The sequence below is a fragment of the Candidatus Poriferisodalis sp. genome (genome assembly GCF_965204195.1).
GTDB lineage: Bacteria > Actinomycetota > Acidimicrobiia > Acidimicrobiales > Poriferisodalaceae > Poriferisodalis.
Genome location: NZ_OZ241975.1, coordinates 1,062,210 through 1,086,073, shown reverse-complemented (window position 1 = coordinate 1,086,073; position 23,864 = coordinate 1,062,210). Strand labels below are relative to the sequence as shown.

Genomic DNA, 23,864 nt, shown 5'->3' with positions numbered 1-23,864 from the left:
CGGCTGTAGCAGGGCGCACCGTCACGTCCTAGCGGCAGAGCCGCGACAGGCGATAGCCGCGGTTGCGGGCTTCTGGCAACTCGTCGGGGCCGAAGGTGGCGTACGACTGCGCCTCCACGATGTCGGCGACCGCGGCGGCGAGCTGCTCGGTGACCGCCGGATCATCGGACGCCAGTTCCATGTCGTAGACGATCTGGTTGCGCTTGTCGCCGACAAATCGGCAGCCGGCAAGCTCCCTGGGGATCTCCATGGGGACATTCTGCCGTCCGGCCGCGGGCTCAGCTTCCGTCGGGGTCCACGACGGCAAGTGCGCCAATCAGTCGCAGGTACTCCAGGTGCGCATCAGCGACCGCGGTGACCTGCTCCAGCGACACCTCAAGCCCGTCTCGACGGACGCTTCGATACAGATCGGCCGCAGAAGACTGGTCTTCGGTGACCGTCGTGCTCGTCTCGCCCGCAGCGTCAGGATCAGCGTCGTCTGGCGTAAATGGGGGCGCGAACTGCAGCTGGTTGAGGTGTGCCCGCAGCAGCGCTTCGAGCTCGCTGGGCTCCAGTGCCGCAGCAATGTCGAACGGCACGAGATCGGCGACGACTTCCGCCGCCTCGGCGAGACGCCACACGGGCTCGCGTCGCTGGCGGCCCAACCGCTGCGCCTGCGTGCCGACCACGCCCGCGGCAACGACGAAGCCGATCACCAATGAGATGACGATGACCGCGACGATCACCGGTGCCTCCCCGGCAGCTCAGATGCGGGCGCGGCGCGACTGCCGCTTCGCATTGCCTCAGTTTGTCGTGTCGCGGCCTAGAGGCCGATGCGCTGGGCGAGTTGCTCCCGGTGGTATGCAGGATCGCCGAAGATCAGCTCTGAGCTCTTCGCGCGCTTGAAGTACAGGTGCGCGGGGTGCTCCCACGTGAAGCCGATGCCGCCGTGGATCTGGATGTTCTCCGCGGCGCAATGGAAATACGCCTCGGAGCAGTAGGCCTTGGCAAGCGACGCCACCGACGGCAGCTCGTCGTTCATCTCCGCAGCGCACCAGGCCGCGTAGTAGGCGGCCGACTTGGCCGACTCGACCTCGAGCAGCATGTCTGCGCACTTGTGCTTGATGGCCTGGAACGAGCCGATCGGGCGCCCGAACTGCACACGGTCCTTCGCGTACTGCACGGCCATGTCGAGCACGAACTGCGCACCGCCGACCTGCTCGCTGGCCAGCGCCACCGCAGCCAGGTCGAGCACCTGGTCGATGTAGGCGAAGTTGTCGGTGTCGCACAGGTGCTTGGCCGGCGTGTTGTCAAAAGTGATGCGGGCCTGCTTGCGGGTTTGGTCCATAGTGGCGAGGTTCTCGCGGCTGAGCCCCGCTGCGTCGCCCTCGACGGTGAACAGGTGGATCCCGCCGTCGCAGCGCGCTGCCACCACGAACAGGTTCGCCGTGCCGCCGTCGGTCACGAACATCTTCTCGCCCGAGATCGTCGCCGAGTCGCCAGTATCGGTGGCCTCCACCTCGACGCCCTCGGCATCCCAACGGCCGCTGGCCTCGGCCAGCGCCAGCGTGGCGATGATCTCGCCCGATGCGATGCCTTCGAGCAGCTCTTCTTTGGCCTTCTCGTTGCCCGAGTGCAAGATGGCGTTGCCGGCCAGCACCACCGTGGAGAAGTAGGGCGAGCACAGCAGGCTGCGGCCCATTTCCTCAAGCACGATGCCGAGCTCCACGTAGCTGGCGCCCTGGCCGCCGTACTCCTCGGGAATGATCAGCGCCTGCAGGCCGAGCTGCTCGGCCATCTGCGACCACACGGCGGGGTCGTAGCCGTCGTCGGTCTCCATCAGCTCCCGAACGGTGGTCTCCGGGGACTTCTCCTCGAGGAACGAACGGACGAAGTTGCGGAGCTCTTCCTGCTCCTCGGTGAATGCGAAGTTCACGGACGCGCCTCCGGGGCTGGTGCAGCCAGTGCCGCTTGAGCACCGGCCCTGCCGGTGCGATGGACAGCCGAAGTTCTATCACCCAGCGGCCGGATCGACTCAGAAACGGTGGAACCTCCGGCACACCTGGAGCGTTAGCTTTCGTGACAGGCGCCCCTAGCGGGTTACACCGGTTCGACCCCCCGACCGGTGCCCGTCAAACTCGACCCGGAGGCTGAGCCGGCCTCCTGCAGCCAGCAAGCCGACCCTCCATCGAAACGGGCAGACATGAGCGACAGTTCCCACGAGGCCACGGCAGATGCCCCCTCCCCCTCCGAGGCTCCGGACGGCCGAGGAATCGGCAGGCTCATCCGCCGACCCGGCTCGGTAGCCGGGCTGCTCGCTGGCATTGCAGGTGCGGCTGTCGCGCTGGCGTTCGGCGAGTTCATCGACGGGCTGGTGGACTCGATCCCGTCGCTCGTGGTGGCCGTCGGCGAGGCGCTGGTGGACTACTCGCCCGACTGGGCGGTGAAGCTGAGCATCGAGCTGTTCGGTGAGAAGGACAAGGCGGTGCTGGCGATCGGCATTGTCGGCGTGTCGCTGATCATCGGCGGCCTGCTGGGCGCTTGTGCCATGGCGCCACGGCGCCGGTGGGTGCCGTTCGCAGGATTCGCCGCGTTCGGCGTGATCGGCGGCTGGACCGCCGCGCGCAACCCGATGAGCCCGTTCGTGGGCTCGTGGGTGGTGGCCATCGTCGCCGCTGCGCTTGGCTACATCACGCTGAGGCTGTTGCTGCGAGTCGCCCCGGCCCGACACGAGCCACCTCCCCCGAGCGAGCCGCCCGACCCGGGGGGCGAACCGGCAGTCGTCGCTGGTGCCAGGCCCGACGGCGTGCCCGATGCCGGCCGCCGCCAGTTCCTGCTCGGCGTCGGCAGTGCCGGTGTTGCCGCGGTGGGATTGGTGGCGCTGGGGCGTGGCGTGCGCGGCCCGTCTGCGGCAGAGACCGCGCGGGCCGGCATCGACCTGAGTGCGACGAGGCCTCCCCCCACCACCGCTGCCGCAGGTGCGGCGACCGCTGTTGAGCCCACGGCCACTACCGCGGCTGGACCCTCCGTTGCCACCCAGGTCGCTGCGCTCGACACGCTCGACGAGGTCGGCGGCATCTCCAGCTACCTGACACCCAACAACGAGTTCTACCGGATCGACACAGCGCTGACGGTGCCGCAGGTCGACCCGGCTAACTGGAAGCTCAGCTTCACCGGCATGGTCGACAATCCCTACGAGCTGACCTTCGACGAGATCCTGGCGATGGACCTCCAGGAGCACGTCGTCACGCTGTCGTGCGTCTCGAACCGGGTCGGCGGCAACCTCGTCGGCAACGCCGTCTGGACCGGCGTGCCGCTGGTGGACCTGCTCGAGCGGGCGGGAGTGCAGTCGGGGGCCGACCAGGTGGTCGGCCGCTCGGTGGACGACTGGACCGCCGGGTTCCCCACCCCTCTGCTGTACGACGGCCGCAACGCCCTGCTGGCCGTCGGCATGAACGGCGAGCCGCTGCCCACCCGCCACGGCTTTCCTGCCCGCCTGATCGTGGCAGGGCTCTATGGCTACGTGTCGGCGGTGAAATGGATCGAGGAGATCAACCTCACCACCTGGGACGCCTTCGACGGCTACTGGGTGCCGCGGGGATGGTCGAAGCGCGGGCCGATGAAGACGCAGAGCCGGATCGACGTGCCGGGCAGCGGCGACCGGCCGGTAGCGGGGACCGAGACTGCCATCGCCGGCATCGCCTGGGCGCCAACGCGGGGCATCAGCGCCGTCGAGGTCCGCATCGACGACGGCCCGTGGCAGCAGTGCGATCTGGGCGAGGCGCTCGGCGACGAGAGCTGGGTGCAGTGGTATCTCCCCTGGACGCCCACCTCAGGCACGCATTCGCTGCAAGTGCGGGCCATCGACGGCACCGGCATGACCCAGCCAGAAGGCCCCAAGGACGTACGGCCCGACGGGGCCGAAGGCTGGCACCGCGTCGCCGTGCGCGTGGACGCCGCCTGAGCCAAGCTCGCTGCCGCCTTCGCAGCGGGCCCACCTGTCCGAGCACGCTCTTAGGATGCGGCCATGGCTCTGCACTGGTCCGCCACCGGTATCGAAGTCCACAAGCATGTCGTGCGCCCGCTCGAGGGCAACCTGCCCCACGGCTTTCCCGACGACTTCGACAACAACGTCTTCACCATCCGCTGCACCGAGACCGGCGAGGCGATGCTGATCGACGCTTCGAACGAGCATGAGCGCCTGCTGGAGGTGTGTCAGAAGCTCGGCGTCGTCACGGTGGTGGAGACCCACGGCCACTGGGACCACATCCAGGCCGTGCCTGCCGTGCGCGACGCCGGCATCGAGGTAGGCATCACGGCCGAGGACGCGTCGATGCTGCCCAGCTACGACTACATCCTCGAAGACGACTCCGTGATCGAAGTGGGCCGCCTGCGGATCCGCACGATTCACAATCCCGGTCACACTGCCGGCTCCATGAGCTTTCACGTCGAGGGCACGCCGCTGCTGTTCACCGGTGACACCCTGTTCCCGGGAGGGCCCGGCGCCACCAGCGGCGGCGGCGACTTCGATCAGATCATCCGCAGCATCGAGGACCGGATGTTCTCGGAGTTTCCCGCAGACACAATGGTGCTCCCCGGCCATGGCCTCGACACCACGATCGGCACCGAGTCGCCCCAGCTGCAGGAGTGGATCGACCGCCGCTGGTAGCTCCTAGCCGGGCGCCATCCAGCGACTGTGTCTCACCCGTCGTTACGCGACGACTGCGTCTATCCGGTCGCCACCCGGCGGCTGCATCTATCCCGTCGCTACGCGACGGCCGAGCGACCTGAACGCCATGAAGAAGGTGACTACGGCGAGGCCGAGGATTGCCGCCGCGCCCTTGGCGAGCGCAGCGCCGTCCCAGCCCGTCGTCAGGATCGTGCGCATGCCCTCGAGCAGGTAGGTGACCGGGTTCCAGGCTGCAACAGCGCGCATCCAGCCCGACATCAGCTCCCGGGGCAGGAAGGCCGGCGTCAGGAACGCGAACGGGAAGAAAATCAGGAACGCGGAGTTCACTGCGGCAGGGTTCCCGGTGCGCAGCGCCACGGTGTACGGGAAGCCGGTGAACGCAAGGCTCCACGCAATCGACAGCAGCAAGAACACGGCCAGTCCCAAGACGCCGGTCTCGAACCACACGCCGAAGGCCAGCCCCATGACAATCACGAACAGCGCCAGCCCCAGCGCCATCACGATGTCGGCCACCATGAGGCCGAGCAGCAGGGTGGACCGTCGAATCGGCGTCACCAGCATGCGGTCGAGATAGCCGGACTGGATGTCGATCACCAGCACGCTGGCGCGTGAGATTCCTGTCACAGCGAAGATGATCGCCACCGGCAGCTGGAACGCCCGGTAGTCGGCGACGCCGCCCGACATCGGGCCGGCCCCTTCGCCGGCTGCAGCCCCCGCCTCCACGAACGGCTCGAGCGCACCGACGTTCACTACGAAGAAGAACACCGGGATGATGAGCGCCGGTCCCACGAACTCGGGTTCGCGCAGCACGCTGCGAACCGCCCGCCGGGCAATAGTGGCGATGTCGGTCACAAAGCCGACCCGGCGGGTGAGTCCGCCGCCCGTCAGCGCCGGCGCTGTGGTGTCGGTCATAGCGTGCCCTTCGTCGCCTCGTCTGCAGCCGCTTCTTCGGCAACGGCCATGCGGTACCCGGTGGCCTGCAGGAATACGTCGTCGAGCGTGGGCGTGCGTACCGTCAGCGCGATGGGATGCACGTCGGCGTTCGCCAACGCCACCGCGGCCGCACCGATGAGCCCGGCGCCGTCGGATGTCGCGATAGTCACGCCGAGCCGGCCTGATGTCACGTCATCTGCGCCCGGCACTGACGACGCCACTTCGGCTGCCCGGCTGATGTCGCTGGGCTCGAGATCCACCACGATGACGTCGGCGCCGACACCCCGCTTCAGCTCGACCGGCGTTCCCTGCTCCACGATCCGGCCGTCGGCCAGGATCGCGATCCGATCCGCCAGCGCATCGGCTTCCTCCAGGTACTGGGTAGTGAGGAACACCGTGACGCCCAGCTCACTGTTGAGACGTCGCACCTCCTCCCAGACCTGTGTACGGCTCACCGGGTCGAGACCGGTGGTCGGTTCGTCGAGGAAGATCACTTCAGGTGCATGGATGAGCGATGCCGCCAGATCAAGGCGCCGCTTCATGCCGCCGCTATACGTGCTGACCCGGTCGTCGATTGCATCGCCGATGTCGGCAAGGTCGATGGCCTGGGAAATGGATGAGGCTCTGTCGGCTGGGCGCAGCCCGTACAAGCGGGCCTGCAAGTCGAGGATCTCGCGGCCGGTCTGCTTGTCGTCCAGGGCCGCCTCTTGCATGGCCACGCCGATGCGGACGCGGACCTCGCCCGGATTCTTGGCCACGTCGTAGCCGGCCACCCTCGCTGAGCCCGCCGTCGGTGTCAGCAGCGTGCACAGCATGCGTACCGTCGTGCTCTTGCCCGCGCCATTCGGACCCAGGAAGCCGAATATCTCGCCCTGGTGAACCAGCAAGTCCACCCCGTCCACCGCCCGCTTGGTCCCGAAGTCGCGCACCAGCCCATGGGCCTCGATGGCCGTTACCGGCGCTGCGGAATTCGATTCGGACACCGGCGGCAGGCTACCGAGCGGCCTGCGGGCCGCTGACGCTCGCAGCGGACTCTCGTCGGCTTGGCGACGTGCCTGCTCCGCAGTCGATCACGTACGCTCGATTCTGCTGGCACGCTGACCCGAAGAAGGTCTCGGACAAGCAAAGGTGGCAATGTGATCTTCGACCGTGCTTCTGATATCAGGCTCCCCGTTGCGCTCGAAGTTCAAGTGAGCGCATTCGGACCCAATGGCGAACTCATAAGCGAGCGTCGCTACGAGCCTGCCGATTTCGACGATGACCTCGTCCCTTGGCTGATTGGCGAGCGCCGCGTCGATCTGCGTGATGGCACTGTCACCGCAGAAGACCGGGCAGCAATGGCCAAGGTCGCCGACGAGGCCCTGTCGTGGGTCGCAGCAGAGCACGAGACCGCAGCCTTCTCCGCCGGGACATACCTGCCGATGCAGTGGGACAGCACCATCGATAACACAGAGCGGGCGCGCCGAGGATTGTCGTCAGATATCGCTCTGGTGGTCGACATGGAAGGTCGTCCACACCACGAACGCCACGGTTCCTGCGTTCTTTGCAAGGAGTCCTGCCCATCGTGTGACTGCGATCCGCACATGGTGGCCACTGCCCGGGTGACCGTCGCCCGATCACCTGCCTGACCCGTAGAGGTTGGTCAAGCGTTCGTTTTCTGGCGAAGCAGGCCGGTTCGCCGATCAACCTCGTAGTCGGCATCGCGCAGTGCCTGGGTCACCGTTCGAAGATTAACTGCCGACAGGTCCCAGCTTCTTCGGAAGCCCTCACGCAGCACCTCGACGTAGCACTGGCTGGGGCTGAGCCGACCGGATGCCGCAAGCGCTTCCCGCAGCACGGCCGCGACCTCATCGGATGTCGGCACCGTCACTGCTCCCGGCGGACATCCAACACGCATGGTCAGCATGAGGTCGACGGTCGAGACGTGCTCGAAGCCAGAGGCCAAGCCCTTCACCGATCGCTGGCCCTTGTCGAGGGTGGCGATCATCTCCGGCACCACCACCAGCCCCGCCGTCGCGATGGCCCGTTGAAGAAGCCGCCACACACCGCCATCGCTGTTGCCGAACAACAACGTGATGTGGCCGCCCGGCTTCAACACGCGGCTGCACTCCCGCAGCGCTTCGGTCAATATCGATTCGTACCGATCTGCCGAGCGGTACGCGCCTGTGTCGGTTCTGTCGACAACGGCCTCAAGCCCGGAGTCCGTGAGTTGCTGACCCGGCAGCCAGACCTCGTGGAACAGGTTCATGTCGGAGTAGAAGATGTTCGAGCCAAACGGCGGATCGGTGAACACATAATCGACGGAGTCATCCTCCAGCGGCAGCGAAGTGGCGCTCGCAACCTCGTAGGCGATGTCATCGCCTGACACAGTCACTGCGAGTCCGCGCTCGCTCCGCAGGGCGCGTATCCACTCGTCAGATCGGATGACAGCCTCAACCTTGCGGGCGAACAGATCGAAAACGTTCCACTCGTAGAACACGGGCGCTACGTAGTAGTTGGCATTTGCTGCGTTGAGCGGCCGTTGACGCGACCACTGGTACCGCTTGCTCGCCCGGGTCAGGATCGCGGTGAAGGCGAAGCGCAGCTTCTCGCGCACGGGAACGTCTTCCGTGGCCTCAACTGAATCGCGGAGGGCCGCCAGCGCGTACAGATTTCGACGGCCGAAGAAAGCTGCCGTCGATGTCAGGCCATGACGCCCGAGAGCCGACGCCTGATACATCTGCCGCGACGGCTCGATCATTGCATCAGGCCACGAGACGTCCGACATCGGCGGCGACAGCGGCTCAGACCAGGGTTGCTCCAACTGTGTGCGCGAGCAAACGCAGGCAATGGAATCGACAACTGGTCCCTCGCCCAGCCGCCTTGACCGACTGCTGATCGCAGCCCCGCAGTCGGTGCAACCCATCGCCGCCTTGCTCCATTCGGCATCGCGGAGCGACTCGAAGTAGTTGACCTGAGCACCGCATGCAGCGCATTCGACGATGACCGAGCAGATCGTCTTGGCCGTCTCAGCACGCCTTCCGCACGCGGCGCACTTCACGCCGTAGATGTCGCCGAGCACATCGCGGGCCTGCTTCACTGCCGCCTGCCCTGCGCATCGAAGCTGGGTCGGATCGACGAGCTTGACGTAGTTGCTGCCGATGTGCCGCCCGAGCACTGACACGTCGAACAGGTGGGCCCGCCGACCCGATGCCAGAGCGGCCACACCGGTCATGCCCGACCCGGCGAACGGATCGAGGATGGTGTCACCGGGTGCCGTGAGCGCCTCGATGAACGGCAGCACGGCGGTCACCGGCACCTTGGTGAGATACGCGTGGGCCATGTACACGGGGTCCGAGCGCTTCACCGCAACCGTCGCAGGCAGCGCCACAGCGCCATTGCTGCCGGGTTGAAAAAGCCCCGCCTGCCCATTGACAGCGGCCGTAGCGTGGGGCGTTCGCGGCATACGTCACATCATGCCGTCCGGAGAAGGTGGAGCGATGGGTTTCAAGGAAGACGGAGACTTCGCCCGGTTCGTCGCGATGGGAGCGGTCGGCGCCGCGACCGCCGCCGATGTCCTGCGTGATCGCTACGGCCATCAACCCATTGAGTTCGAGCGCTACGCGATGGCCAACAAGGTCTGGCAGTCCAAGGTGAAGCGTCTGCGCCTGCCCGACCTGTTGTGCGTTCGTTGCGGCCTCCGCGTCGAGGCACGGGCGAAGTCGAAGCTGGGAATCGTGCTGTCGCACTCCGACACACCGGGTCGCCGATGGGACGACGGCGGCATGCGTGATTCGGACCTATACGCATTCATGCGGGCTGACTCGAGTGGGTTTCCACCCGTTGCCGCTGAGCCAGACTGGTTCACGACGGCCGCTCTGCGTTCCAGCGTGGCGAACGCGCGCCGTTCTCAGCCGAAGGCCGCGTCCGAGGGTTCCGAAGTGACACTGCGATGGCCGTGCTGGGTGCCCAGCTACGGCGGCACCTTCGAGGGCGTCGACGATCAAGATCGGATCGTCGTCACCGACGACACTGGGAGACGACGCAACTACTGGCACTGGCGCAACTGGACCGGTCCTCGCTACCGGTACCTGCAGCCCGGAGACACTTTCGAGCCCGACGAGCGCATCGTCGCCGGCATTGTGGAGCCGCCGGCTTCCCTCGCGTGCCCTGGCGAGACGTGGAACGTTCTGGAGGCCATCCGCTCTCCGGACCCGGTCGAACGCCTCGGCGCAGTACGGGCACTCAGCGTCGCTGATCGAGCGGACATGGCTGCGCTGTTGTTCCGGGTCGCAGACGACCCGCACGAGGACTGGCGCATCCAGCTCGAAGCTCGTGCAGCGCTCGCACGCTCCGACCCGGACCGCTGGGTGCCGGCAATCACCTCGACTGTCGATGCCGCCACGGAGCGCGAACGCTCGATGGAAGCAGTTCTGGCGCTCGCAGAGGTGTCAGCGCCCGCTGCAACCCACGCACTGTCCGATATTGCGGCGCAGCTTGACCTTCATGAAGACGTCCGGGCCGCCGCCGCATGGGGCGTCGGGCAAGGGGCGGCAGCCGACCCTGTCCGGTTACTGCCCGCCGCGCTCGACCCGGAACCCATCGTCGCATTTCACGCCGTCGCCGCAATTGACACCGTGACCGCAGACATGGAGGCGACGTTGCTCGAATGGCTGGACAGCGGCAACCAGCGCAAGGCCTCTACTGCGGCCAACGTTCTCGCCCGCACGGGAAGCGTCGACGCGCTGCTTGATGCGTACGAGCAACTAGAGCAAGCCCGGCCATGGGCTCTGTACGCACTTGGCCTCATGGGAGCATCGGCCGTGCGAACACGAGCAGCGGGACGACTGACAACGGCGCTCAGGATCGCTTTGGAACCAATGTGGCTACGGGAACTCGACTGGCTCAACGGCGAAGACGACGACCCGCTCGCTGCACTCGATCTCCAGAAGATCCGGTTCGACCCGCTTCATCCCACGACTCTCGATGCACGGGGCGTTGGCGCTCATGGGCCGAGGCCAATTGGGCCTTAGCCGATGGGAGGCGGCAAGACGGCGGCGTGATTGGTGGCCGATTCCCAGGCTTGAGCTAGTTCTAGGACGGCGCGATCGGCGCGGTGGCGGCCGATGAGTTGGAGGCCGACGGGGAGACCCGCTGGGGCGGTGTCGGTCGGGGTGGTGAATCCGGCCGGAACCGAGATGGCGGGATGGGTGGTGACCGTGATGTCGCTGCATGAGCGCATCCAGTCGATGTAGGTCTCGAACTCGACGCCTTCGATCTCGGTGGGGTACTCGACCTCGACGTCGAACGGCGGCACCTGGGTGGTCGGGCACGCCAGAAACTCGAAACCGTCGCCATCGGGCGACATGAAGGAGTCGACAGCGGCGAACAGTTGGGAGTGGCGACGGCAGGCATCTGCGTACTCGCTGATGGTCATCTGCAGGCCCTTGTCGATGTTCCAAGCGAGTGTTTCCTTGAACTGATCCCGGTGCTGTTCGAGCAGCTGGCCGAAGCCGACCGCCATCACCCAGGCCCTGCGGGCCTGGAAGACTTGCGGGGCGTCGGACAGGTCGGGCCAGGCTTCGATGACCTCGCAGCCCAGGTCGGCGAGCACATCGGGCACGTTCGACGTCGCGGCCCGAACCGCCGGGTCGACCGGGAGACCGCCGGCGTCAGGCGACCACGCCACCCGCACACCGCGCAGATCCCGCTCCAGCGAACCGGCGAAAACGTCCGGCGACTCCTGGTTCGACACCGGCGAGCGGTCGTCGGGGCCGGCCAGCGCCTGCAGGAAGAACGCCACGTCGCCGACCGTCCGGCCCATCGGGCCCTCGACCGCCAGCGGGAACCAGGCATCCATCGCCGTAGTCGACGGCACCCGTCCAGGCGAGGGCCGGAAGCCGACGATGTTGCAGAACGCGGCCGGGTTGCGCAGCGAGCCGCCCAGGTCTGACCCGTCGCACAGCGGCAGCATCCGGGCGGCCAGCGCCACTGCTGCGCCCCCGCTGGAGCCGCCGCAGGTCTTGCCGACGTCGTAGGGATTGCGGGTGATGCCGAACACCGGGTTGAACGTGTGCGAGCCGGCGCCGAACTCGGGCGTGTTGGTCTTGCCCACCATCACGGCCCCGGCTTCCCGCTGACGCTCCACCACCAGCGCATCGATGTCGGGAACGAAGTCGGCGAACAGCGGCGAGCCCATCGTGGTGCGCACGCCAGCCGTCAGCGCTAGGTCTTTGTGCGCCACGGGCAGCCCGTGCAGCAGTCCCAGCGACTCGCCGCGGGCGTGCGCCTCGTCGGCTGCCGCCGCACGCTCGGCCGCTCGTTCCGGCGTGAACGTGACAATGGCGTTCAGTGCCGGGTTGACCTGCTCGATGCGCTCAAGATGGGCTGCCAGCAGCTCTCGCGCCGAGATCTCGCCCTTCGCCAGCATGGCCGCCATGTGTGTGGCAGGCAACCCGCAGATGCCCGCATCATTTCCGGAGCCCGAGTTCATCGGGTCATTCGACCACAGACGCACCCACGCCGCCGCGTAAGTTGCTCCCCATGAGCCAGTCATTCACTGCTGGGACCAGCGACGAGAACCGTCGCACCAACCAGACCGTCGAGCTGCTGCAGACCCTGATCCGCAACGAGTGCGTCAACTACGGCACAGCCGAATCCGGCGGCGAAGTCCGCAACTCCGACACCATTCAGGCCTACCTCGAAGGCGCCGGACTGGATCTCGAGGTGTTCGACGCGGCGCCTGGCCGGCGATCGCTGGTGACCCGCATCGAAGGCAGCGACCCGAACGCTCCCACCCTGTGCCTGATGGGCCACACCGACGTGGTGCCGGTGAATCGTGACGGCTGGAGCCGCGACCCCTTCGGCGGGGAGCTCATCGACGGCGAAGTCTGGGGCCGCGGCGCCGTCGACATGCTCAACCTCACGTCATCGATGGCGGTGGCGATGCGGCATCTGGCCCTGACCGGCTACCGGCCCAAGGGCGATCTCATCTATTTCGCCTGCGCCGACGAGGAAGCCGGTTCGAACTACGGCGCTCGCTGGATGGCCGAGAACCACTGGGATGTCATCGGCGCCGACTACGTGCTGACCGAGAACGGCGGCCTGCACTCGGGGTCGCCCGATGCCCCGTTCATCGGCATGAACATCGGCGAGAAGGGCGTGGCCTGGCGGCGACTGCGAGTGCGCGGCGTGCCTGGCCACGGCTCCCGCCCGTTCCGGCAGGACAACGCATTGGTGAAGGCCGCCGCGGTGGTGCACCGGATCTCGCAGTACCGGCCCCCGCCACGGTTCCACGAGCTGTGGCGCGAGCAGGTCGACACGCTCGGCGTCGATGACGAAACCAAGGCCATCATGCTCGACGAGCACCTCATCGAGGACTGGCTCGACGCCCATCCGAGCGCATCGGCGGCAGCGCACCTGTACTCGTGCACTCATACGTCGTTCTCGCCGAACGTCCTCGATGCGCCATCGGGCATGAAGACGAACGTCATCCCCGATCACGTCGACATCGAGGTGGACGTGCGCACGCTGCCCGGCGAGGGCACCGCCGAGGTGCAGGCGCATCTCGACGAGGCGCTCGGTGACCTGGCCGACCAGGTCGAGGTGGAGATCATCATGAACGACCCTGCGTCGCTGAGCCGGGTCGAGACGCCGCTGTGGGACGCGCTGGAGGTGGCAGTGGGGCGGCGCTTCCCGACTGCCCGGCTGACGCCGCAGCTCATCATCGGGTTCACCGACTCCCGGGTGTATCGAGACATGGGAGCGGTCGCATACGGCGCCGGTCTGTTCAGCCCCGAGCTCGACGGGGCCGACTTCGGCGCCCGGTTCCACGGGAACGACGAGCGCATCGACATCGAATCACTCGCCCTCACCACCCAGCTCTGGCTCGACGTGGTCGACAGCCTCTGGGGCTGAGCCGCTCTGCCCCTCGCTAGTGGCTGCGAATGGTCGACTAGCGCAACCAGCCCACCGCGACGGACATACTCTTGAACGTGCGATATGTGCGTCTAATGTCCTTGTTTCGGACGTTTAGTGCACATATACTGCCTGCATGAGCGGAATCCCGCACCATTGCCTCAGATACGAGACCAGAAAGGGTTGACGATGAGTGCCGACGAAAAAGAGACAGAGAGCACCGCAGACCACCTCAAGCGAACAAAACGCGGTGCATCATTTCCACGCATGGCGCTGAGCGAAGCGGTGAGTGCCATTCAGGAAATCGCCAAGATGGGACGTCAGCACAACCAAGGGTCCTTGGCGTCTGCGTTAGGGCACTCATCGGCCAAGAGCGGTACATTTCGCCAGCGTCTCGCTGACCTGCGTGAGTACGCGCTAGTTGCTGGTCGTGGAGAGGATCTGGAACTCACGGATCTCGCGCTACGAATCACACATCCCACCTCCACCGCTGATGCCGACGGCGCCCTTGCGGTGGCGTTCTTGAATTGCGACACATTCGCGCAGATGTACGGCGAACTGGAAAAGGGCGAGGCGATCCCACTAGATCGCCTGGGCAACTTCTCTATTCACCGACTCGGTGTCGGGCACCATGTGGCTGAGCGTTTCGCCGAGTCATTCGCTGCGGGTGCGGTCGCGGCCCAACTCGCGGAACGTAACGATCTTGGCCTCATCATGTGGGAACGTGAGCATGCTGGCGGTTCGCGCTCGGCCGAGACTTCCGCCGATGAAAGCGCGCCTGCAAAGCCCGACGAGCTGGAGCAGACTGGACAATCGCCGGACTTGGTCGTCGTGCTCAAGCAGGCCTGGCCACTGAACAACGGTGAGGTGCAGTTCTCGGTCAGACTCACTGATGCTCTGCCCAGTTCGGCGTTCGGGCCAGTCGGCGATGCAGTCTCGGCGATCGAGACCTTCGTGCAGCATCTGGCCGATTGCTTCCCCGAGGAACCGCAGCCACCAGAAACCGGAAACGAGGGCTAAGTCACTCTCGTGCCGACACCGAAGGCCTGGTCCATCCGCTTCTTCCAGCGCGAGAGTTGCGCTGGCCTGCCAGGTGGTGTGCCCGCGCGCGACTTCCTCGATGAACTGACAGAGCGCGCAGCTGCCAAAATCGAAGCTGTCTTGGTAGCTGTCGCCGAGGCGCCACCGCCAAGTTTCAGCGGAGGTGGCAAGTGGCAGGCGATGCATGACGAGATGTCGGGTTGCTACGAAGTGCGGGTCCGTGATGGCAATCTGAATCATCGCCTCATCTGCCTGCTGGACCGTCCGGGAGACGACCAAGAAGACCCGTCCATCGTGTGCCTAGGCGGATTCTCGAAGCGTCTTCGCACCTCAGCGGCCGCGCGGGAGTATCGACGACTGGCCAGCTACCGTCAGGAATTCCTAGAGACTCGCCGAACTCTCAGTTAGCCGCGGCCGCGAGCGGCTCCGTTGCGCTGTCGAGCAGCTCAAGGCGAACGGTAAGGCCCAATGCCGCAGCTACAGCCGTCACTGTCTTGAAACGCGCCGCCCGCCGCTGCGGCGACATGAGCCGACGAAGTTCTCGACGAGGGACACTGGCGCGGGCAGCGAGATCATCGAGATCGAGTCCCAGCGCCTGCTGTCGCTTTTGCACCTCGCGGACAACTGCATCGACGGAATCGATCTCGGCCTTGGCCTGCAGATACGCGGCGTGGTACTCGGCATTCTTATGCCGCGAGGCGAAGTATCGCTCCGCTCCCGTTCGTACCTCCGACATGCACACGATGGTAGCCCTCCCCACGGTCGGTTGTGTCTAGGGGGAGTTTGGCCGAAGCACGCGGCAACGTCGGTTGGGGCATTTGGGGCCAGCCATACACTGCGGTTGATGGCAGTGGCCAACACAGGGCCGGACGCCGCATCCGGTACACCGCTCTTCGAGATCGACGACTTGGGGGTGCGGGCCGTCGACGGCCCGCAGATCCTGCGCGGCGTGGATCTGGTGGTCAACGCGGGCGAGTGCCACGCCATCATGGGCCCCAACGGGTCGGGCAAGTCGACACTGGCCACCACGATCCTGGGCTCGCCGGAGTACGAGGTGACCGGCGGGGAGATCCGCTACCGCGGCGACGACGTGGCCGAGTGGGATCCCGACGCCCGCTCGAAAGCCGGACTGTTCCTGGCGTTCCAGTACCCGCAGCACATCCCGGGCGTATCGGTGCGCAACTTCCTGCGCCAAGCGGTCTCGGCACGGCGCGGCGAAGACGTGTCGGCCATCGAGATCTACGTCGCCATGGGCGAGTGGATGTCGCGGCTGGGCATGGATGAGTCGTTCATGGACCGGTACCTCAACGAGGGCTTCAGCGGCGGCGAGCGCAAGCGCAACGAGATCCTGCAGCTCGCCCTGCTCGAACCCGACGTGGCCGTCCTCGACGAGACCGATTCGGGCCTCGACATCGACGCGCTGCGGGTGGTGGCCACCGGTCTGCAGCAGGTCCGTGCCGAGCGGCCGCACATGGGTGTCGTGCTCATCACCCACTACGAGCGCCTGCTGGGCGAGATCGAGCCCGACTACGTCCACGTGCTGGTAGACGGGCAGATCGTGGCCTCGGGCGGCCCCGAGCTCGCCGCCGAGCTGGAACGCGACGGCTACGAGCCCTTCGAGCAGAAGGCTGCGGCGTGAGCGCCGGGGCCGGCCCCGACATCGACGGGGCAGTCAAGGCGCAGTTCCCGCTGCTTGAGCGCAGCGTCCACGGCCGTCCGATCGTCTATTTGGACTCCGCGGCGTCGTCGCAGAAGCCGGTGGCGGTGCTCGACGCCATGGACGACTACTACCGCACGGTCAACGCCAACGTTCATCGCGGTGCGTACGAGATCGCCGCCGCCGCGACCGAGCAGATGGAGCAGGCTCGGGCAGACGTCGCCCGATTCATCTCGGCCGCCAGCGCGGACGAGATCGTGTTCACCAAGAACGCCACCGAGGCCATGAACCTGGTGGCCCGCTCGTGGGGCGGTTCGAACCTCGGTCCGGCCGACGCGATCGTGCTCACCGAGATGGAGCACCACGCCAACATCGTGCCATGGCACATCCTGGCCGCCGAGCGGGGCTTTGAGATCCGCTGGATCCCTATCACTCACGATGGCTGCTTGGACCTCACCGACCTCGACCGCCTGCTTGATGGGGCGAAGCTGCTGTCGGTCACCGCCATGAGCAACGTGCTCGGCACGCTCAACCCGATCCCTCGCCTTGCCGCCGCCGCTCACGACGCCGGTGCGCTGCTCAGCGTGGACGCCAGCCAGTACGTGCCGCACCTGCCCACCGATGTGGGGGAACTGGGCGCCGACTTCATGGTGTTCACCGGGCACAAGATGTGCGGCCCGACCGGTGTGGGCGTGCTGTGGGCTCGCATGGAGCTGCTCGACGCCATGCCCCCGTTCCTCGGCGGCGGCGAGATGATCCTCGACGTCACCAAGGAAGGCTTCCGGCCCAACACGGTGCCGCACAAATTCGAGGCGGGCACCCCGCCCATTGCCGAGATCGTGGGCCTCGGTGCAGCGGTGAGATACCTGGAGGGGCTGGGCATGGATGCGGTACGAGCCCACGAGGTGAGCCTCACGGGGTACGCGCTTCGGACGCTGACCGACCGCCACGGCGACGACATCACCGTGCACGGGCCTTCGGAGCCGGCGCAGCGCGGCGGCGTGCTGTCGTTCGTGTACCGCGACGTGCACCCCCACGACATCTCCCAAGTGCTCGACCAGAGCGGCGTGTGCGTGCGAGCCGGCCACCACTGCGCCAAACCGCTCATGCGATGCCTCGGCGTCTCCGCCACGACGCGGGCCTCGCTGTACGTGTACAACGACACTTCCGACGTAGATTCGCTGGCAGAGGCGCTCGACGAAGTCGGCGCGCTGTTCGGCCACTAGAGGCAACGGACCGGGGCGAGACAGGATCCAATGGCTGGGCTCGAAGATCTGTACCGGGAGATCATCCTCGACCATTACCGGAACCCGCGCAATCGCGGCGAGCTGGAATGCCCGCCGGCACGCCGCAGCGAGGGCTTCAACCCGCTGTGCGGGGACGAGGTGGTGCTGACCTTCGAGATGGACGGCGACGTGGTGACCGACCTGCGTGTCGGCGGGTACGGCTGCTCGATCAGCCAAGCGTCCGCGTCGATGATGTCCGCTGCGGTGATCGGCAAGACCATCGATGAGATCCGCGATCTGACGCGGTCCTTCAAGGCCATGATGTCGATCCACGAGGAATCGATCGGCGGCGACGGCAGCGAAGCGCTCGACGGAGCCGGTGAGTCAGACGGCTCGACCGACGGCGCTCTGCGGCTAGGCGATCTGGAGGCCTTGCGGGGCGTGGTGAAGTTCCCCGTGCGCATCAAGTGCGCCACCCTCGGCTGGAACGCGCTCGCCACCGGCCTCGACGAGACGGTCGAAGCAAGTTGACATCGGGAAGCTGCGGCTGATCCGCTGACTGCTGCGCTGCATCGGCTCGATCTGATCGGCAACACTTGCTAGGCCGATACGAATATCGAATCCGGTCGCGAGGGAAGGCATGGCCTATGGCTCGATCAGGCAGCCGAACAACCTCTGTTGCAGTGGTCTGCCGTGGCTGAGGAGGCTGGCCGACGTGCCGAACTCGTCGAGCGGGCGCGCCAGCTCGCCCCGAAACTGGCTGCGCGCGCGGCGGCCGACCCGTGGGCTCGCCGTGTCGAACCCGATGTCATCGAAGAGTTGCGCGGCGCCGAGCTGCTGACGATCGGCCAGCCGAGCGCCAACGGCGGCCAAGAGCTCGACTGGATCACCTACCTCGAAGTGAACGCGGCGCTGGCCGAAGGCTGCCCTTCAACCGCGTGGCACTCATGCGTCGGCAACGCGCACGCCTGGCTGGTGGGCCACTGGCCCGATGAGTGCCAGGAAGAGATCTACGGCAACGGGCCCGACATCTACGTGGCCGGTGTGCTGGTCGACCGGGGCGACGCCACCCCCGTCGACGGCGGCTGGATGCTGAGCGGCTTCTGGCCGTTCGGCTCGGGCATCGATCACGCCGGCTGGGTCATCCTGGGAGGCCACTTCCCATCCCCCGACGGCGACGGGCAGGTCTCGGGCATGTTCGTGCTGCCGGCCGAGGATGTCTCAGCGCTCGACGACTGGCACGCCAACGGGCTGCGGGCCACCGGCAGCAGCAGCCTCGTGGTGAAGGACGCATTTGTACCCGAGCACCGGTTCATCCGCGGTGACGTGCTGGCGTCAGGCCAGACGCCTGGCATGGCCCGCAACGTCGGCTGGATCCAGCGCAGCTCGCTTATGCCGACCTTGGCCTATGCGCTGGTGCCGCCTGCGCTGGGCGCAGCCCGCGCGTCACTGTCCGCATTCGCCGAGGAGGTCGATGGCAAGGTCATCAGCCACGTCGACGTGCTGCAGACCGACTGGCCGCTCACACATCGCCAGTTCGCCGAAGCCCACGCGCTCGTCGACCAGGGCGAGCTGCTGATGCGCCGCATTGCAGAGCTGCTCATCGACGCTGCGCTCAAAGATGAGGCCCTGGAGCTGCCGCTGCGGGCGAGGGTCCGGCTCGACTGCGCATACGCCGTCCGCCGCTGCCTCGAAGCCGTCCGGACGCTCTACCTCGCCACCGGAGGCCGTGGCGTGCGCGACTCCAACCGGATCGGCCGCCTCCAAGCCGACCTGCAGGCCATCAACATGCACGCCATCACCGCGCTCGACCCGGCCCTAGAGGCCTACGGCCGCATCCTCATGGGCCACCCCCCGCGCACCCCCCGCCTCTAGCCGAAGGCGCAATTGGCCGATCCGAGCACCTGTCAGCTTGGACTATCCGCGTTCCGGCGCCGGCTTGTCGAGCAATCGATAGTCCGCGCCGATGCCGGCCATCGCAGCGCCGATACGCGGCCCGTGATCGCCGGACCACACGCAAAGCGGCGCGGCGAGGAATTCTGCCGCCGCCACAGCTTCCGCGCCGAGGCTGGAGAGCCCGAATGTCGCAGCCAATTCGGCCATGCGAAAGGCGATCGATCGCATCGGCACAATCTGGACATCCTCATCAAGGATGACAAGGCGATCGCCGAGAGCGCGTTGGGCAGCCCGCGGCCATGCACCCGTGAGCGCCCCACCGCTTGATCGGACAACCGAACGACACAGTCGCACCAGATAGAGATTGGTGGTAGCCGGCGAGTTGTCGGCGAGCGTCCAGCTGAGCGCCGAATCTGCCTCGTCTGCGAGCAGGTCGCGTAGGAGATGATCGTCCAGAATGACTCGGCTCATGTGGTGGCGAGATCAGGATCGTCGTCAAGGGAACGGACGAACTCCGCGTGCTGCTCGTGACTCAGCAGATCACCGAGGAGCCGCCGGGCCTGACCTGCAGGCACTGTCAGCACACAGAACCCCAGATCCAAGACGTCGACCTGACCGCCATCGTCCAGTTGCCAGCGGTGACGCACCCCAGCGGGCAGCGACATCTGCCCCGACGACGACACCTTGTACTGCTGCACGGCGCTCATGGCGGTATTTTACTTGGTGAAGAGCACTGCATTACCAAGTTTTTGCAGCGACGCCTCGTGTCTGGCAAATCGGGTTTCCTCGAGCTCACGATCAAATCGCCGTTCTGCCATCGAGGCATCGGTCAGGCTGGGCTCGCCCGCCAAGCAGCCGATCAAGGAGCGGGCGTCACCGGCGCGCCGGATGCTGACCGAATCGCCATCGCACCAGAAGCTCACGCGATCGCCGGGATTGATGCCGAGTTGGTCGCGCATCTCTTTCGGGATTACCACCTGGCCCTTCGGCCCCACCTTGCGAGTCATGCCAGTGAGTATGACTGCTGCGGCAGGCAACTCTCCAGCCAATTACCAGCGGTGGCCGGGGGGGACTCCGGTCATCCATTCGGAGATGCGGCGTGAGGTGCCTGGTGTGGTGCCGGGTGGCAGTTCGCCTGGGGGGAAGAAGGCCACCTCGGCGATCTCGGGCGAGACTGACTCCTCGACACGCCAGTCGGTCACCACGAATACGACGATGTGGTCGCTGCGGTTGCCGTGGCGTGAGGAGTACACGCCGAGCACGTTCTGGGGCGTTTCGGCGACCACGACACCGGTTTCCTCGCGCAGCTCCCGCGCCACCGCCTCCACCAGTGCCTCGCGGGTCTTGACGCCGCCGCCGGGCAGGAACCAGCCGTCCCGGTAGGTGTGCCGCACCAAGCAGACGCGGCCCTTGTGGTCCACGACCAGACCGCGCACGCCGAGCGTGACTCTCGCAGGTCGCAGCCGCACCCAGAACTCGAAGAGCTGGTGCAGCATCCGGCGCACGCCCGGTTTCGACTCGACCGTGCCCTCCACGACGGGCGCGGGCGCAGCACGCTCGGGGCGCTCCGGCTTGGCGCGCCGCTTCAGGCGTGGCAGTCGCATCGGGAGGCGGTCAGCCCGCGGCGCCCGCTAGGCCGTCCATTGCACGAGCCAGGGCGGCATCCAGCTCGGTCACGCCGCCGCGGTCATGCGTGTTCAGCGCGACGTCCACGGTGCTGTATACGTTCGACCAGTTGGGGTGGTGGTCCATCTTCTCGGCCACCAAGGCGGCGGCGGCCATGAAGCCGAACGCCTCCACGAAGTTTCCGAAGCGGAAGGTGCGTTGCAGCTCGCTGCCCGACACCTCCCAGGCTCCGAGTTCGGCGGCGAGTTCGCTCAGTTCGTCCTGCGTCAACAGCTCTCGTGCCATCGGATGGCCCTCCCCAGGTTTCCCCTTGCCCAGTCAACACCAACCGGCGCGTACATCGAAAGATCAATATGCGCGGTCGTCGAGGGCAGACGCCAAGCGATACTCAGCCGCGCTCAGCCCAACTCGTCGAGCGGGTCTGCCCAAGGATCGGCGAAAGGATCGTCGGCAGGGGTCGATCCGACCCCACCGGAGAGAGGGCTGCCGAGCCCTCCGATGGACACTGCCACGCCGGCATCGGGCTCTTCGGGCAGGTAGGGCGTGTAGCCGTCGGCTTCGAGTGCCTCGGCAAGCTCGGGACCGCCAGAGTCCACGATGCGGCCGTCCACGATCACGTGGACCTCGTCGGGCCGGAGATACTCCAGCACCCGGGTGAAGTGCGTGATGGCCAGCACGCCTAAGCCGGCTTCGGTGAGCGCTTCGATGCGGTTGGCGCAGGCGCGCAACGCGTCGATGTCGAGGCCGCTGTCGATCTCGTCGAGGATGGCGATGCGGGGCTGCAGCACGGCGAGCTGGACTGTCTCGTTGCGCTTCTTCTCGCCGCCCGACATGTCGACATTCAGCGGCCGCGCCACCAGCTCGGCCGTCAGCCCGACAGCGGCCGCCTCGGCTTCGAGCAGGCTGCGGGTGCGCTCAAGCTGGTCATCGCTCGGGCCGTCATCGCCAGCCCGCAGCGCAAGCGCCTCGGCCAGTGCTTGGGCGGCCGAGACGCCCGGCACCTCGGTCGGATGCTGCATGGCCAGGAACAGCCCGGCCTGCGCCCGCTCCCAGGGCGCCAGGCTCAGCACGTCGACGCCGTCGAGGGTGACCGACCCGGCGGTCACCTCGTAGCCCGGGCGGCCCATGACAACGTGCGCGAGTGTGCTCTTGCCCGAGCCGTTGGGCCCCATGACTGCGTGAACTCGCCCGGAGGACACTTCGAGATCCACGCCCTGGAGGATCTCGGTGTCGCCCGCCGATGCGTGCAGTCCTTCGATGCGCAGCGTGTGCGCGGCCTCGGCGGTCGGAGCGCTCATGGCAGCACCACCGCCACGCCGTCGTCGCCGCTGCGAATCTCATACACCGGGACCGGCTGGGTGGCGGGGAAGCAGTTCGGCCTGCCCGTTCGCAGGTCGAAGCTCGACGAGTGCTGGGGGCATTCCAGTGCGCACTCGTCGGGCCACACCCAGCCGTCGGCCAGCGAGTAGTTCTGGTGGCTGCACTGGTCGCCGATGGCGTAGAAGTCGTCGCCGATGCGTGCGAGCGCGATGCGGTGACCCTCGACGTCGAAGCGGCGGGCCTCGCCGTCGGGCACGTCGTCGTGCTGGCACAGCACGACAGTGCGGGCGTCGTCGGCGTTGCTCACAGTGCCGCCTCCATGGCGGTCGTGCTCATCACAGCGCCGCCGTGAAGTCAGCGTCCGACACCAGCTCGTCGATGCGCTGGCGCACCGATGCCGAGATCTGCTCAGACGGCAGCGCATCGAGCACCTCGTCGAAGAAGCCGCGCACCACGAGCGCCTCGGCAACGTCAGTCGGCACGCCCCGGCTCTCGAGGTAGAAGCGCTGGTCGGCGTCGACCGGCCCGATCGACGAGGCGTGGCTGCACTGCACGTCGCTGTTCTCGATCTCGAGGTTCGGCACCGACTCGGCCCACGCGTTCGGCGACAGCTTCAGGTTCCGGTTGGTCTGATCGGCCTGGACGTTCGAGGCGTCGGCCTCGATGCGGATCAGCCCGGTGTAGACGGCCCGGGCGTAATCGTCGACCGCCCCCTTGAACAGCAGGTCAGATGTGGTGTGCGGCGCGACGTGGGTCTGGAACGTGCGGAAGTCGAGCGTGGAGGTGCCACGGCCGAAATACACGGCGTCGATCTCGCTGTGGCCGCCGCGGCCGGTCATGTCGATTCCGATGCGGGCCCGTGCGTAGTCGCCGCCCATCGCCACATGACCGATCCTCAGGTTGGCATCGCAGCCCGCGTCTGCGCAGAGGTTGGCGATCTGCCAGGCGTCCTCGCCCAGTTCCTGCACCGTGACGTGACCCAGATGTGCGCCATCGCCCACGCTCAGCTCGGTGAACGGGCAGATGAGTGCGGGCGTGTCCCCGCCGGTGTGGTGCTCGATCACGGTGGCCTGGCTGGTGCGGCCGGCCATCACGACGAGTCGAGGGAACCATGCCAGCCCCTCGACGTCGGTGTGGACGTGCACCACGATGGGATCGGTCAGCACCGCCTTCGGATCGATGCTGACCACCACCGGAGCCGAGGCGAGTGCGAGGTTCCAGTCGCCGAAGACATCCGGGCCCTCGGGCGCGACCGTGCCGATCAGGTCATCGGCTCCGCTGCCGAGCGTGTCGACGCGGACGCCGTCGGCTCGCACCGACACGTCGAGGACTGCACCGTTGGCGATGTGGACGACCGCTGCGGCGCCGTCGTCGACACCGCTCATCAAGCCCACCGGTCCGGCTGTGCCGCCCGGCGCCGCGACGGCAAATCGCGCCGGGTCGAGATCGTCGATCGGGGTGTAGCGCCACACCTCTTCGGTGAACGACGGCTGGCCCGTCGCGACTGCCCGATCCGCTGCCGCGCGGCGCCGCTTGGCCAACGCGTCGGAACCGTCGAGCGCGTCGACGAGGTCGGTGCTGAACACGCTGCGGAGGCTAC

General features: G+C 66.9%; 26 protein-coding genes and 1 pseudogene. 11 read left to right on the top strand and 16 right to left on the bottom strand.

Annotated features, from left to right (window positions below):
* Positions 1-28: 28 nt before the first annotated feature.
* The 3 genes from ACOGI8_RS04870 to ACOGI8_RS04860 form a co-directional block, all read right to left on the bottom strand.
* Positions 29-250, bottom strand: a complete 222-nt coding sequence (locus ACOGI8_RS04870) for a hypothetical protein (RefSeq protein ID WP_419855765.1) — start codon at positions 248-250, stop codon at positions 29-31.
* A gap of 28 nt (positions 251-278) precedes the next feature.
* Positions 279-725, bottom strand: coding sequence for a hypothetical protein (locus tag ACOGI8_RS04865; protein WP_419855764.1), 447 nt, complete (start codon positions 723-725; stop codon positions 279-281).
* A gap of 77 nt (positions 726-802) precedes the next feature.
* Positions 803-1,915, bottom strand: a complete 1,113-nt coding sequence (locus ACOGI8_RS04860; protein WP_419855763.1) for an acyl-CoA dehydrogenase family protein — start codon at positions 1,913-1,915, stop codon at positions 803-805.
* 267 nt (positions 1,916-2,182) lie between these two features.
* Between ACOGI8_RS04860 and ACOGI8_RS04855 the strand changes: the two genes are divergently transcribed.
* Together ACOGI8_RS04855 and ACOGI8_RS04850 are read left to right on the top strand one after the other, a co-directional pair.
* Entirely contained in the window at positions 2,183-3,943 is a 1,761-nt protein-coding gene (locus ACOGI8_RS04855; RefSeq protein WP_419855762.1) for a molybdopterin-dependent oxidoreductase, read from the top strand.
* A 63-nt stretch (positions 3,944-4,006) separates the two neighbouring features.
* Positions 4,007-4,648, top strand: a complete 642-nt coding sequence (locus tag ACOGI8_RS04850; RefSeq protein ID WP_419855761.1) for an MBL fold metallo-hydrolase — start codon at positions 4,007-4,009, stop codon at positions 4,646-4,648.
* A gap of 87 nt (positions 4,649-4,735) precedes the next feature.
* Here the strand turns inward: ACOGI8_RS04850 and ACOGI8_RS04845 are convergent, their stop codons facing one another.
* Both ACOGI8_RS04845 and ACOGI8_RS04840 read right to left on the bottom strand, forming a co-directional pair.
* Positions 4,736-5,581 (bottom strand): ABC transporter permease, encoded by an 846-nt coding sequence (locus tag ACOGI8_RS04845; RefSeq protein ID WP_419855760.1) that lies wholly within the window; start codon positions 5,579-5,581, stop codon positions 4,736-4,738.
* The gene (locus tag ACOGI8_RS04840; protein ID WP_419855759.1) at positions 5,578-6,585 is read right to left on the bottom strand and encodes an ABC transporter ATP-binding protein; all 1,008 of its coding nucleotides are present in this window, start codon (positions 6,583-6,585) and stop codon (positions 5,578-5,580) included. Before ACOGI8_RS04840 ends, ACOGI8_RS04845 begins: the two co-directional genes overlap by 4 nt.
* A 207-nt stretch (positions 6,586-6,792) precedes the next feature.
* Between ACOGI8_RS04840 and ACOGI8_RS04835 the strand changes: the two genes are divergently transcribed.
* Positions 6,793-7,230 carry a hypothetical protein gene (locus ACOGI8_RS04835; protein WP_419855758.1) on the top strand — a complete coding sequence of 146 codons (438 nt, stop codon included), beginning with the start codon at positions 6,793-6,795 and terminating at the stop codon, positions 7,228-7,230.
* 14 nt (positions 7,231-7,244) lie between these two features.
* Here ACOGI8_RS04835 and ACOGI8_RS04830 read toward each other — a convergent pair whose 3' ends face one another.
* Positions 7,245-8,972 carry a DNA methyltransferase gene (locus ACOGI8_RS04830; RefSeq protein WP_419855757.1) on the bottom strand — a complete coding sequence of 576 codons (1,728 nt, stop codon included), beginning with the start codon at positions 8,970-8,972 and terminating at the stop codon, positions 7,245-7,247.
* 109 nt (positions 8,973-9,081) lie between these two features.
* Between ACOGI8_RS04830 and ACOGI8_RS04825 the strand changes: the two genes are divergently transcribed.
* Complete coding sequence (locus ACOGI8_RS04825) at positions 9,082-10,614, top strand: HEAT repeat domain-containing protein (protein WP_419855756.1); 1,533 nt, start codon at positions 9,082-9,084, stop codon at positions 10,612-10,614.
* Here ACOGI8_RS04825 and ACOGI8_RS04820 read toward each other — a convergent pair.
* Positions 10,611-12,074, bottom strand: coding sequence for an amidase (locus ACOGI8_RS04820; protein ID WP_419855755.1), 1,464 nt, complete (start codon positions 12,072-12,074; stop codon positions 10,611-10,613). The genes ACOGI8_RS04825 and ACOGI8_RS04820 overlap by 4 nt on opposite strands.
* 50 nt (positions 12,075-12,124) lie before the next feature.
* Here ACOGI8_RS04820 and ACOGI8_RS04815 point away from each other — a divergent pair, with 50 nt between their 5' ends.
* The 3 genes from ACOGI8_RS04815 to ACOGI8_RS04805 all read left to right on the top strand — a co-directional run bounded on the left by ACOGI8_RS04815 (position 12,125) and on the right by ACOGI8_RS04805 (position 14,947).
* The gene (locus ACOGI8_RS04815) at positions 12,125-13,498 is read left to right on the top strand and encodes a M20/M25/M40 family metallo-hydrolase (protein ID WP_419855754.1); all 1,374 of its coding nucleotides are present in this window, start codon (positions 12,125-12,127) and stop codon (positions 13,496-13,498) included.
* Between the two features lie 189 nt (positions 13,499-13,687).
* The gene (locus ACOGI8_RS04810; RefSeq protein ID WP_419855753.1) at positions 13,688-14,518 is read left to right on the top strand and encodes a hypothetical protein; all 831 of its coding nucleotides are present in this window, start codon (positions 13,688-13,690) and stop codon (positions 14,516-14,518) included.
* A gap of 9 nt (positions 14,519-14,527) precedes the next feature.
* A complete protein-coding gene (locus ACOGI8_RS04805) occupies positions 14,528-14,947 on the top strand; it encodes a hypothetical protein (protein WP_419855752.1) in 420 nt (139 codons plus the stop codon).
* Here the strand turns inward: ACOGI8_RS04805 and ACOGI8_RS04800 are convergent.
* Positions 14,940-15,275 (bottom strand): hypothetical protein, encoded by a 336-nt coding sequence (locus ACOGI8_RS04800; RefSeq protein WP_419855751.1) that lies wholly within the window; start codon positions 15,273-15,275, stop codon positions 14,940-14,942. The two genes, ACOGI8_RS04805 and ACOGI8_RS04800, sit on opposite strands and share 8 nt — an antisense overlap.
* Positions 15,276-15,383: 108 nt before the next feature.
* Here ACOGI8_RS04800 and sufC (ACOGI8_RS04795) point away from each other — a divergent pair, with 108 nt between their 5' ends.
* The 4 genes from sufC (ACOGI8_RS04795) to ACOGI8_RS04780 all read left to right on the top strand — a co-directional run bounded on the left by sufC (ACOGI8_RS04795) (position 15,384) and on the right by ACOGI8_RS04780 (position 19,297).
* Positions 15,384-16,178, top strand: a complete 795-nt coding sequence (gene sufC / locus ACOGI8_RS04795) for a Fe-S cluster assembly ATPase SufC (RefSeq protein WP_419855750.1) — start codon at positions 15,384-15,386, stop codon at positions 16,176-16,178.
* The gene (locus ACOGI8_RS04790) at positions 16,175-17,422 is read left to right on the top strand and encodes a SufS family cysteine desulfurase (RefSeq protein ID WP_419855749.1); all 1,248 of its coding nucleotides are present in this window, start codon (positions 16,175-16,177) and stop codon (positions 17,420-17,422) included. Before sufC (ACOGI8_RS04795) ends, ACOGI8_RS04790 begins: the two co-directional genes overlap by 4 nt.
* Before the next feature lie 30 nt (positions 17,423-17,452).
* Positions 17,453-17,953 (top strand): Fe-S cluster assembly sulfur transfer protein SufU, encoded by a 501-nt coding sequence (gene sufU / locus ACOGI8_RS04785; RefSeq protein ID WP_419855748.1) that lies wholly within the window; start codon positions 17,453-17,455, stop codon positions 17,951-17,953.
* A gap of 162 nt (positions 17,954-18,115) precedes the next feature.
* Positions 18,116-19,297: an acyl-CoA dehydrogenase family protein gene (locus ACOGI8_RS04780; protein WP_419855747.1), complete on the top strand. Its 1,182-nt coding sequence runs from the start codon at positions 18,116-18,118 to the stop codon at positions 19,295-19,297.
* Between the two features lie 42 nt (positions 19,298-19,339).
* On the opposite strand, the gene ACOGI8_RS04775 is transcribed toward ACOGI8_RS04780, so the two are convergent.
* From ACOGI8_RS04775 to sufD, 8 genes and pseudogenes are all read right to left on the bottom strand, one after another.
* Positions 19,340-19,546: a hypothetical protein gene (locus tag ACOGI8_RS04775; protein ID WP_419855746.1), complete on the bottom strand. Its 207-nt coding sequence runs from the start codon at positions 19,544-19,546 to the stop codon at positions 19,340-19,342.
* Positions 19,547-19,785: 239 nt separating this feature from the next.
* Positions 19,786-20,025 carry a hypothetical protein gene (locus ACOGI8_RS04770; RefSeq protein WP_419855745.1) on the bottom strand — a complete coding sequence of 80 codons (240 nt, stop codon included), beginning with the start codon at positions 20,023-20,025 and terminating at the stop codon, positions 19,786-19,788.
* 9 nt (positions 20,026-20,034) lie between these two features.
* A complete protein-coding gene (locus ACOGI8_RS04765; RefSeq protein ID WP_419855744.1) occupies positions 20,035-20,325 on the bottom strand; it encodes an AbrB/MazE/SpoVT family DNA-binding domain-containing protein in 291 nt (96 codons plus the stop codon).
* A gap of 42 nt (positions 20,326-20,367) precedes the next feature.
* The gene (locus ACOGI8_RS04760; RefSeq protein ID WP_419855743.1) at positions 20,368-20,922 is read right to left on the bottom strand and encodes an NUDIX domain-containing protein; all 555 of its coding nucleotides are present in this window, start codon (positions 20,920-20,922) and stop codon (positions 20,368-20,370) included.
* 10 nt (positions 20,923-20,932) lie between these two features.
* Positions 20,933-21,229, bottom strand: coding sequence for a 4a-hydroxytetrahydrobiopterin dehydratase (locus ACOGI8_RS04755; protein WP_419855742.1), 297 nt, complete (start codon positions 21,227-21,229; stop codon positions 20,933-20,935).
* Positions 21,230-21,489: 260 nt separating this feature from the next.
* Positions 21,490-22,242 (bottom strand): annotated as a pseudogene (sufC, locus tag ACOGI8_RS04750) (Fe-S cluster assembly ATPase SufC); the annotation flags it as partial.
* Positions 22,239-22,571 (bottom strand): non-heme iron oxygenase ferredoxin subunit, encoded by a 333-nt coding sequence (locus ACOGI8_RS04745; RefSeq protein ID WP_419855741.1) that lies wholly within the window; start codon positions 22,569-22,571, stop codon positions 22,239-22,241. The gene ACOGI8_RS04745 and the pseudogene sufC (ACOGI8_RS04750), both read right to left, overlap by 4 nt.
* 28 nt (positions 22,572-22,599) lie before the next feature.
* On the bottom strand, positions 22,600-23,850 hold the full coding sequence (gene sufD / locus ACOGI8_RS04740) for a Fe-S cluster assembly protein SufD (protein ID WP_419855740.1): 1,251 nt from the start codon (positions 23,848-23,850) through the stop codon (positions 22,600-22,602).
* Positions 23,851-23,864: the final 14 nt, after the last annotated feature.

What these genes read in the sequence shown, in the direction of transcription:
- ACOGI8_RS04870 (WP_419855765.1), bottom strand. Translation starts at nt 250, where the DNA reads ATGGAGATCCCCAGGGAGCTTGCCGGCTGCCGATTTGTCGGCGACAAG.
- ACOGI8_RS04855 (WP_419855762.1), top strand. Translation starts at nt 2,183, where the DNA reads ATGAGCGACAGTTCCCACGAGGCCACGGCAGATGCCCCCTCCCCCTCC.
- ACOGI8_RS04850 (WP_419855761.1), top strand. Translation starts at nt 4,007, where the DNA reads ATGGCTCTGCACTGGTCCGCCACCGGTATCGAAGTCCACAAGCATGTC.
- ACOGI8_RS04845 (WP_419855760.1), bottom strand. Translation starts at nt 5,581, where the DNA reads ATGACCGACACCACAGCGCCGGCGCTGACGGGCGGCGGACTCACCCGC.
- ACOGI8_RS04825 (WP_419855756.1), top strand. Translation starts at nt 9,082, where the DNA reads ATGGGTTTCAAGGAAGACGGAGACTTCGCCCGGTTCGTCGCGATGGGA.
- ACOGI8_RS04820 (WP_419855755.1), bottom strand. Translation starts at nt 12,074, where the DNA reads ATGAACTCGGGCTCCGGAAATGATGCGGGCATCTGCGGGTTGCCTGCC.
- ACOGI8_RS04815 (WP_419855754.1), top strand. Translation starts at nt 12,125, where the DNA reads ATGAGCCAGTCATTCACTGCTGGGACCAGCGACGAGAACCGTCGCACC.
- ACOGI8_RS04810 (WP_419855753.1), top strand. Translation starts at nt 13,688, where the DNA reads ATGAGTGCCGACGAAAAAGAGACAGAGAGCACCGCAGACCACCTCAAG.
- ACOGI8_RS04800 (WP_419855751.1), bottom strand. Translation starts at nt 15,275, where the DNA reads ATGTCGGAGGTACGAACGGGAGCGGAGCGATACTTCGCCTCGCGGCAT.
- sufC (WP_419855750.1), top strand. Translation starts at nt 15,384, where the DNA reads ATGGCAGTGGCCAACACAGGGCCGGACGCCGCATCCGGTACACCGCTC.
- sufU (WP_419855748.1), top strand. Translation starts at nt 17,453, where the DNA reads ATGGCTGGGCTCGAAGATCTGTACCGGGAGATCATCCTCGACCATTAC.
- ACOGI8_RS04775 (WP_419855746.1), bottom strand. Translation starts at nt 19,546, where the DNA reads ATGCGATCGATCGCCTTTCGCATGGCCGAATTGGCTGCGACATTCGGG.
- ACOGI8_RS04770 (WP_419855745.1), bottom strand. Translation starts at nt 20,025, where the DNA reads ATGAGCGCCGTGCAGCAGTACAAGGTGTCGTCGTCGGGGCAGATGTCG.
- ACOGI8_RS04765 (WP_419855744.1), bottom strand. Translation starts at nt 20,325, where the DNA reads ATGACTCGCAAGGTGGGGCCGAAGGGCCAGGTGGTAATCCCGAAAGAG.
- ACOGI8_RS04760 (WP_419855743.1), bottom strand. Translation starts at nt 20,922, where the DNA reads ATGCGACTGCCACGCCTGAAGCGGCGCGCCAAGCCGGAGCGCCCCGAG.
- ACOGI8_RS04755 (WP_419855742.1), bottom strand. Translation starts at nt 21,229, where the DNA reads ATGGCACGAGAGCTGTTGACGCAGGACGAACTGAGCGAACTCGCCGCC.